This window comes from Nitrosomonas sp. Nm34 (assembly GCF_900113925.1).
GTDB lineage: Bacteria > Pseudomonadota > Gammaproteobacteria > Burkholderiales > Nitrosomonadaceae > Nitrosomonas.
On the sequence record NZ_FORD01000089.1, the window covers coordinates 1 to 7,535 of the forward strand.

The following is a 7,535-nucleotide window of genomic DNA, read 5'->3' on the forward strand; positions in this document are numbered from 1 at the left end:
CGTACTGATAAGCATCAGGATAATCGCGAACATCCTAGCGCAATACCTCAAGATCAATCTTGCGTTGGCGAAACCCTTGAGGTTTACGATGGATGTTCTTAACCCAGCGTGTTACGCTGGCCACGCCAATATCAAACCGGGCCGCCACCTCGGCTATCGTAAGTCCTTCTTTCTTTCGGACAGACAGGACTTTACGGCGGAAATCTAATGAATAGGCCATCTTTACATTATAATCAAAATTATCTGGTTATGCTATATTATGACACACCACGCAATTGGCTCCCTTACCGTTGGGGGCGGGGCCGCTAATTATGTTGCCGCCAATCTTCACCGTATAAAACAGGTCATGACCCAGATTTTCCTGCTCAGTTAAACCGTCTAACGGAAACTTTTTGTCAGGATCTTCTGCGAGCGCCTGGTCACGCCTGGAGCTAAATGAATGGACTTTGCCGGAGTCTTGAAAGGCTGCCATTGCCACCGCGATACGCTTGTAATTCACATCGACATGAGCATCATCGCAAGTGATCGGAATGGTCCAGGCCTGCTCGAAAAGGGGAGCATACTGAGCCTTTTGAACATGTCGACAAACACCGGCTCTATCTGCCTTATTCTGCTCGACAGGATTGACGAAAGGGCCTAGCGCTTGCACGGCGGTTGGCCCGCGATATTGGCCGTAAGCAGTTTTTAGCCCAGCAGGATCGGCTGTTTCCGCAAAAACCTCATCGCCAATTTTGTTCGGGTCAGTAGTGCTTCCGGCGGGAATATTGCCTTTTGCACGGCCGTCCCAGAAAGCACCCCCCAGTACTCCGGACGGTAGGCCAACCACACCTTCCTGAAATGGCGGGATGAAACTTGAGTAGGCACTGGTGGGTGGCTTACGGTTTCCGATCGTATGTGGATTGGCACCGGTTATCGCCACTTGAGTAAGGTTGGTTTGGGAATGCGGTCCCGTCCAGCCAGCCCTCGGGTCATGGCAGGTAACGCATGCCATGCGCGGTGGATTGGAAATTTTGTCCCAGAAGATTTGCTCACCCAACTGCTGTAGCGCGCCAAGATTAGCTGCATTCGCGCTGAGAGAGGAAAAGAATAACGGAAACGCCGCGGCTGATGCAACGATTAAAGACTTTTGGACTTCCTTAAGAATCATAATGCCCATCTCCAATAAGAGTAACAAACGTATAGAAATTCATTTCTTTTCATTTGAAGCAAAGGAAATGCATAGAATGAAACTGGTAGATCTTGTTACTTGTTACTTGTTACGTGGGCATGCTAGCGGAATAGCGGTATGGCATACAATAATGCATTTGCATACATTTTTATGCGAAAGGTGATATTGGGTATGTTTATCAGGGGTGTTATAAAGCGATTCTATTGGAAAAAGTAATCTATCTCCTTGAACTTTTACGTTATGCGGTATTGAATCCTGTACGGGCAGGGATAGCATTTAGAATAAAGGGGTCAAGTCTTGTATTGATACAAATATTGAGCTATTCTTCGATTCGTTGAAATTGAGGAGCCTGCTATGGCAAGACCGCTAAGAATCGAAGCGCCCGGTGGCTTATATCATGTGACATCTCGAGGAGATCGTCGGGAAGAGATTTATCTGGATGATTCTGATCGTGCTTACTGGTTAGTGTTATTTGGCCAAGTTTGTAAACGATTTAATTGGATATGTTATGCGTATTGTCTGATGGATAATCACTATCATATCGTTGTGCAAACGGTTGAGCCGAATTTATCCAAGGGGATGCGACAGCTCAATGGCGTCTATACTCAATTTTTTAATCGGACACACAATCGCATTGGGCATGTTTATCAGGGGCGTTATAAAGCGATTCTAGTGGAAAAGGAGAGTTATCTTCTTGAACTTGCACGTTATGTAGTACTAAACCCTGTGCGAGCAGGAATGGTAAAAAAATTGAACATTGGCTCTGGAGTAGCTATCCAGCGATGATTGGGAAAAGCAGCTGCCCAGAATGGCTGCAAATGGACTGGGTTCTGGGACAATTCGGTACCCAGCGGAAGCTAGCTATGGCTGGTTATGTCGAATTTGTTCGAGCGGGCTTAGTATTGCCGAGTATCTGGGATAATTTACATGGGCAGATCTATTTAGGTAGCGATGCATTTGTCAAAAAAATGCAGCAACATGTGTCATCGGATAAAAATCTCAGTGAAGTCCCCCGTGCTCAGAGAAGAGCGAAGGCTAAGCCACTCTCTCATTACTCATCTTTTAGCGGCAGAAATGAAGGGATTGTGGCTGCATACCAAACGGGTGCTTACACAATGAAACAGATCGCGGATGAATTTGGATTGCATTACGCTACTGTCAGTCGGGTTGTTAAAAAAGCAGAAGAAAATTAGATATTGGAGATTGTGTTGCAAGACTTGACCCCGCTGTGTATGCTCAAAGAAGTTAAGATGCTGCCATGTCCGCTCTACTGTGTCATAAACACAGCAAAGATTTCCTGCCTCATCTGCAAATCATGCCCCTACTGCAAAACCAATCTGTAGGTGTCATTCTTTTCGCTTTGATTCAGCATGAACAAACTTTGTTTCTTTAACTTCCCAAGGAGACTGAATGCCTAAAGCCAGACTAAACAAGGTTTCACTATTCATTATTCAATAATGCCATACCCACTAAAATTCATATAGAGCCTTAAATATTTTTTTAAGTTTTCCAAAAGGGAAAATTGTAATACAGGTGGGGCAAGCTCCAGATGAATCAATAGTTGCTTCAGTGTCTGAATGAAAAACAATACTTATTGGAATTTCAGGAAAACTAATTGGATTTACTATTATTTTTTCTGTCGAGATATCTTTTATTGACCCAACATAAGTAGCTTTAAATACGTCCCCAGTAAATCCTAGTAAAGGTAAGTCAATAATAACTAATGTATTACCATCCTGATGAATAGAATAATAAAGCTTCTCCCTTGATTCATTTTGCCAAATACCGTCAACCAGTTGTAAATCAACTGCGATTGAACTTATGGGGAATATTGCAAAGAATAAAATTATTAATTGCTTTATATACTTAAACACAATATAACTCCTATTCTATTTTATAAATAGAAGGAATAAAGGGGTCATTTGGTCCCTGCTGTGCAGCATTAGGTATCTTCGCTTATAAGAGTCAAAGCACTCAAGATTCCTGAGATTTACTGTTGCTATGACTTGTCACTGCCCGGTTTCGCCTTACTGTTGATCAACAGATTGGGTGGCGGGCCAATAGGTTCGAAGTTCTTTAGTAAGGGAACATCGTCCTTGTAGACCCACCGGATATCCATATCATAAGTCCCGTGTGGTCCCCAACTACCCGTAAATTTCTTGCCATCCGGAGTAAACGTCCAGCACATATCCTCCCCTGCTGTATTGATGGTATCGCCAAGATTCAATGGCTCTTGCCATTCACCATCCGCATTTTGATATGAAATCCACTCATCATGTCCGCCTCTCGAGCTTAAGTCAGATCGCATGCTGGTAATGATTAAGCTCTTGCCGTCCTTTGACAGCCCGGTCCAGTGCATATGGTCACGGTAAGGAGAATTAATTTTCGTTCCTAAGCTTTCCGGCTGCTGCCATACGCCATCCTTCTTTTCAACTTTCCAGATATCGCTATCTTGTGTCACGCCTGGCTGATGGTAGCTAAAGTAGATTAGACTATCAGAAGCAATGATCGGACAATGTTCTTCGCCAGTGATTGTATTGATATTCGGCAGTTCTGGCACATCGTTCCAGTTTCTGGCTGATTGCCAGACACCATTAATTTTCTGAACGACGTAGAGATCACCTGACAATAAATTACCGGGCTCGTATCTTGTGAAATAGATCACATTTCCATCATCGGAAAAACTTGGCTCCAGCTCCCAGGAAGACGTGTTAATGCTGGGCCCTATAATAGAGTCAATGTCAGGTCCTAAATGGATGGGTGATTGCCAGGCACCATCTACATAGTGAGACATCCAGATATCGAAGTCGTAAGGGGTACCCGGCGATTGGATGCTACCTTCACGGGTTGAAACAAAAGTGGCAGTTTTGCCATCTGCACTGTAGGTTATCTCGAGTTCTGCGCCGAGTGAGTTGATGGGTTCGCTCATGCTCTTTGATACCCGTGGAGCATCTGTAGTACCTCCATTACCAGACCCGTGCATACCTGGCATTGCATAAGAAACATCATACGCTAATATAAACACGAGCGACACAAAGCAATGTTTTGAAATAAGAAGGTTATCTTTCATGCATTAATTTTTCTCTAAAGATAAATTCACCTTGATATATAAGAGTGCAAGTACTTATTTTTTATAGTGTTTTGCTTAATGGTATTCACAATAACTACACAAATCAAGAGGATTAAAGGAATATATTTGTAGAGACATTTGCAACAATAAAGCATTTTTATATTGGTTGAATTCAAGACTTATCAAAGTAGTGATGAAACAAAAAAAACGAATGATAGTTGATTCGATAGCGCTAGCGGTAAGCCTCACTTAGCACAGCTGCCGTCAAGGTCAGCTTCATCGTCATCTGGAGCCAGAAGCTGGCTGATGCAAAAGTCGCTGCGGAAATAGTGGGGAGTATGACCTACCGCTGGCTCAAGGAACCCTCTAGCGATATCGAAATCATAAAGCTATAGACTTTGTAGTATGTGTGGCAAAAGTGTTGCAATTAGTCTGGAAACACTGCATTAAGATGCTGTATTTAATACGTTATGCTCAAAGATTGGGGCAGTACCATATAACATAGTATGCACAAGGATGTGTAATGAGTTTAGCCTTCTCTACCGTAACAGCCGACCAAGCTGCAGCCTTGCCCCAGGAATTCACCCAGGTGAGGAAAGATTCTGAAGCGTTGTGTGCGCCTCTGGAAATCGAAGACTACGGCATACAGACCATGCCGGATGTGAGCCCGCCTAAATGGCATCTGGCACATACTAGCTGGTTCTTTGAGACTTTCCTGCTCAAACCATTCCTCAAGCATTACCAGGAATTTGATAAACATTATGCACGCTTGTTCAATTCCTACTATGAACAGATCGGAACGTATCATCCACGTCCGGAACGAGGCCTGCTTTCCCGTCCGACGGTAAAGCAGATATACGCATACCGTCAGCATGTGAATGCTGCTATGTTGGTGCTATTAGCACAGGAAACGCTGCCAGATTATCCTGAAATCATCCGGCGCTGCATCATCGGCCTACATCATGAGCAGCAGCACCAGGAATTATTGCTGACCGATATCAAGCATATTTTTTCGTATAATCCGCTGCGCCCGGTGTACCGGGAGCTGCCAATCAGTAATAGAAATCATACCGCTGAGTTATTCTGGCATGAACAACCTGGTGGCGTGTATGAGATCGGTGCTGACGCTGCTGGGCATTTCGCATACGATAACGAAACTCCCCGACATAAGATTTATCTCAACTCGTTTCGCATCGCTTCGCGTCTGGTCACCAATGAGGAATACCTGGAATTCATGCATGCAGGCGGTTATCACCATCCGGCTTACTGGCTGTCTGATGGTTGGAAGATTGTGCAAACTCAACACTGGCAAGCACCGTTGTATTGGGTAAAGCAGGATATGCACTGGTATGAAATGACGCTTGGGGGATTGCGCAAGCTCGATGCTTATGCACCGGTATCGCACGTCAGTCTGTATGAGGCGCATGCCTATGCCAATTGGTGCAATAAACGTCTGCCAACAGAGGCCGAGTGGGAAGTCGTAGCGCGCCAACAACTTATTAGCGGTAACCTGCGCGATGCTGGCTACCTGCAGCCAATGTCGGCCAGCTTACAAGGGCTGACCCAATTTTATGGTGATGTCTGGGAATGGACCCAGTCAAGCTATTCATCCTATCCCGGTTACCGGGCAGATTCAGGCGCGCTGGGGGAATACAATGGCAAGTTTATGAGCAGCCAGATGGTATTACGCGGTGGCTCATGCGTAACGCCGCGAAATCATATACGCGCTACTTACCGAAACTTTTTTTATCCTGGGGACCGCTGGCAATTCAGCGGGATCCGCCTGACGGAGGACATCACATCATGAATACCAGCAATGCCTCATCCATCGCGTTTCATGATTATCAACCCAAGCGAGCTGATTTTTTTGTTGAGGTGATTGATGGCCTGTTACACCGCCCCAGGTCGATTCCGCCGAAATTTTTTTATGACGAGCGCGGCTCACAGCTCTTTGAGCAGATCACCGGATTGTCCGAGTATTATCTGACGCGCACTGAGCAGGGTATCCTGGAGAAAAATGCCGAGGAGATTGCTCGCATTGTCGGACGCAATTGCTTGCTGATAGAACCAGGCAGTGGCAACTGCGAAAAAGTGCGTCTATTGCTCGATGCCTTGCAACCACAAACTTATGTGCCTATGGATATTTCCGGGGATCACCTGCGCAAAGCAGCGGTTAACCTGTCAACCGATTACCCTTGGCTGGACGTGCATGCAACCTGTATCGATTTTACCCAACCACTGGACTTGTCGTTTTGTCCTTCCGATTCACAGCGCGTGGCATTTTTTCCGGGTTCAAGCATAGGTAATTTTGAACCAGATAATGCGGCCAAGTTTTTGGCACAGGTCGCCGACGTCGTGGGGCCGAGCGGAGGCATGCTGATTGGCGTAGATTTAAAAAAGGGCCAGTGCATTCTCGATGCCGCTTACAATGACGCGACAGGCATTACTGCACAATTCAACCTCAATCTCTTACAACGTATTAATAGCGAACTCAACGCCGATTTCGATCTGAACCGCTTTACCCATCATGCTTTTTACAACGAGCCCAAGGGTCGTATTGAAATGCATCTGATCAGCCAGTTACGGCAAGCTGTGCACATCGGGCAACATACCATTGAATTCGCCAAAGGCGAAAGCATTCATACCGAGAACTCTTATAAATACACTATCGAGGAATTCCAGGCGCTCGCTATTCGGGCGGGTTTTATACCTGTCTACTTATGGACTGATGCCGATGCACTATTCAGTGTACAGTATTTTGAAATCCCCGCATGTTAATCTCATTGCATGGGATCCCTCGCCAATCTTCGAAGTGGGGATAATTTTATCTTCCGGAAAATAAGGTCAGAGAAGAATTTCATGCAATTGTAAAAGGGAAGAAATGATTGGAGGTATTATTTTAGCCAGTATAGCAGATCTCATATAAAATGATTTAAATTTCATAAGCGGCAAAGAGCTGCTCGATGGAACACCCTTCCCTTTTTCTGATGGCTTTGGCCTGAGCCCATTTGGGTTCAATGTCATTTAAGTCCGGGGAATAAGGCGGCAGGTATTCAAGTGTATGCCCGGCATTGGCAATGGCGGTTTGGATATCCTGCCGTTTATGGAACGTTGCGTTGTCCATGACAATCACGCAAGCGGGCAGAAGTTTAGGCAACAGGTCCTGCGTTATCCACGCATAGAAAATGTCAGCGGTGATATTGGCGATGAACAGACTTATGGTCAGCAGCGTCTTTCCGATCAGAGCGCCAATCACATTGGTTCGACCTCGTGCATGCCAGTCTTTTACGCCATGGA

Annotated in this window: 9 protein-coding genes and 1 pseudogene; 4 read left to right on the plus strand and 6 right to left on the minus strand. The window is 45.4% G+C overall.

What is annotated here, in order from left to right:
* Positions 1-34: 34 nt before the first annotated feature.
* Both BM283_RS16575 and BM283_RS16580 read right to left on the minus strand, forming a co-directional pair.
* Positions 35-220: an IS630 transposase-related protein gene (locus BM283_RS16575; RefSeq protein ID WP_090691850.1), complete on the minus strand. Its 186-nt coding sequence runs from the start codon at positions 218-220 to the stop codon at positions 35-37.
* A 27-nt stretch (positions 221-247) separates the two neighbouring features.
* Positions 248-1,147 carry a cytochrome-c peroxidase gene (locus tag BM283_RS16580; protein ID WP_175492202.1) on the minus strand — a complete coding sequence of 300 codons (900 nt, stop codon included), beginning with the start codon at positions 1,145-1,147 and terminating at the stop codon, positions 248-250.
* Positions 1,148-1,522: 375 nt separating this feature from the next.
* Here BM283_RS16580 and BM283_RS20180 point away from each other — a divergent pair, with 375 nt between their 5' ends.
* Positions 1,523-1,954 carry a transposase gene (locus BM283_RS20180; protein ID WP_254776415.1) on the plus strand — a complete coding sequence of 144 codons (432 nt, stop codon included), beginning with the start codon at positions 1,523-1,525 and terminating at the stop codon, positions 1,952-1,954.
* 32 nt (positions 1,955-1,986) lie between these two features.
* Positions 1,987-2,361 (plus strand): hypothetical protein, encoded by a 375-nt coding sequence (locus BM283_RS20185; protein WP_254776416.1) that lies wholly within the window; start codon positions 1,987-1,989, stop codon positions 2,359-2,361.
* Positions 2,362-2,400: 39 nt separating this feature from the next.
* On the opposite strand, the pseudogene BM283_RS20190 reads toward BM283_RS20185, so the two are convergent.
* From BM283_RS20190 to BM283_RS16595, 3 genes and pseudogenes are all read right to left on the minus strand, one after another.
* Positions 2,401-2,616, minus strand: a pseudogene (locus tag BM283_RS20190) (ISL3 family transposase); the annotation flags it as partial.
* A 21-nt stretch (positions 2,617-2,637) separates the two neighbouring features.
* Entirely contained in the window at positions 2,638-3,042 is a 405-nt protein-coding gene (locus BM283_RS16590; RefSeq protein ID WP_090695111.1) for a hypothetical protein, read from the minus strand.
* Between the two features lie 125 nt (positions 3,043-3,167).
* Entirely contained in the window at positions 3,168-4,238 is a 1,071-nt protein-coding gene (locus tag BM283_RS16595; RefSeq protein ID WP_090695113.1) for a PD40 domain-containing protein, read from the minus strand.
* A 523-nt stretch (positions 4,239-4,761) separates the two neighbouring features.
* Here BM283_RS16595 and egtB point away from each other — a divergent pair.
* Together egtB and egtD are read left to right on the plus strand one after the other, a co-directional pair.
* Positions 4,762-6,045 (plus strand): ergothioneine biosynthesis protein EgtB, encoded by a 1,284-nt coding sequence (gene egtB / locus BM283_RS16600; protein WP_090695115.1) that lies wholly within the window; start codon positions 4,762-4,764, stop codon positions 6,043-6,045.
* Positions 6,042-7,016: an L-histidine N(alpha)-methyltransferase gene (gene egtD, locus BM283_RS16605; protein WP_090695117.1), complete on the plus strand. Its 975-nt coding sequence runs from the start codon at positions 6,042-6,044 to the stop codon at positions 7,014-7,016. Before egtB ends, egtD begins: the two co-directional genes overlap by 4 nt.
* A 154-nt stretch (positions 7,017-7,170) precedes the next feature.
* On the opposite strand, the gene BM283_RS16610 is transcribed toward egtD, so the two are convergent.
* Positions 7,171-7,535, minus strand: a 365-nt coding sequence (locus tag BM283_RS16610; protein ID WP_139225323.1) for a transposase, incomplete at its 5' end; no start/stop codon positions are given.

Coding starts and splice junctions, on each gene's coding strand:
- BM283_RS16575 (WP_090691850.1), bottom strand. CDS start 220: ATGGCCTATTCATTAGATTTCCGCCGTAAAGTCCTGTCTGTCCGAAAG.
- BM283_RS16580 (WP_175492202.1), bottom strand. CDS start 1,147: ATGATTCTTAAGGAAGTCCAAAAGTCTTTAATCGTTGCATCAGCCGCG.
- BM283_RS20180 (WP_254776415.1), top strand. CDS start 1,523: ATGGCAAGACCGCTAAGAATCGAAGCGCCCGGTGGCTTATATCATGTG.
- BM283_RS20185 (WP_254776416.1), top strand. CDS start 1,987: ATGGACTGGGTTCTGGGACAATTCGGTACCCAGCGGAAGCTAGCTATG.
- BM283_RS16595 (WP_090695113.1), bottom strand. CDS start 4,238: ATGAAAGATAACCTTCTTATTTCAAAACATTGCTTTGTGTCGCTCGTG.
- egtB (WP_090695115.1), top strand. CDS start 4,762: ATGAGTTTAGCCTTCTCTACCGTAACAGCCGACCAAGCTGCAGCCTTG.
- egtD (WP_090695117.1), top strand. CDS start 6,042: ATGAATACCAGCAATGCCTCATCCATCGCGTTTCATGATTATCAACCC.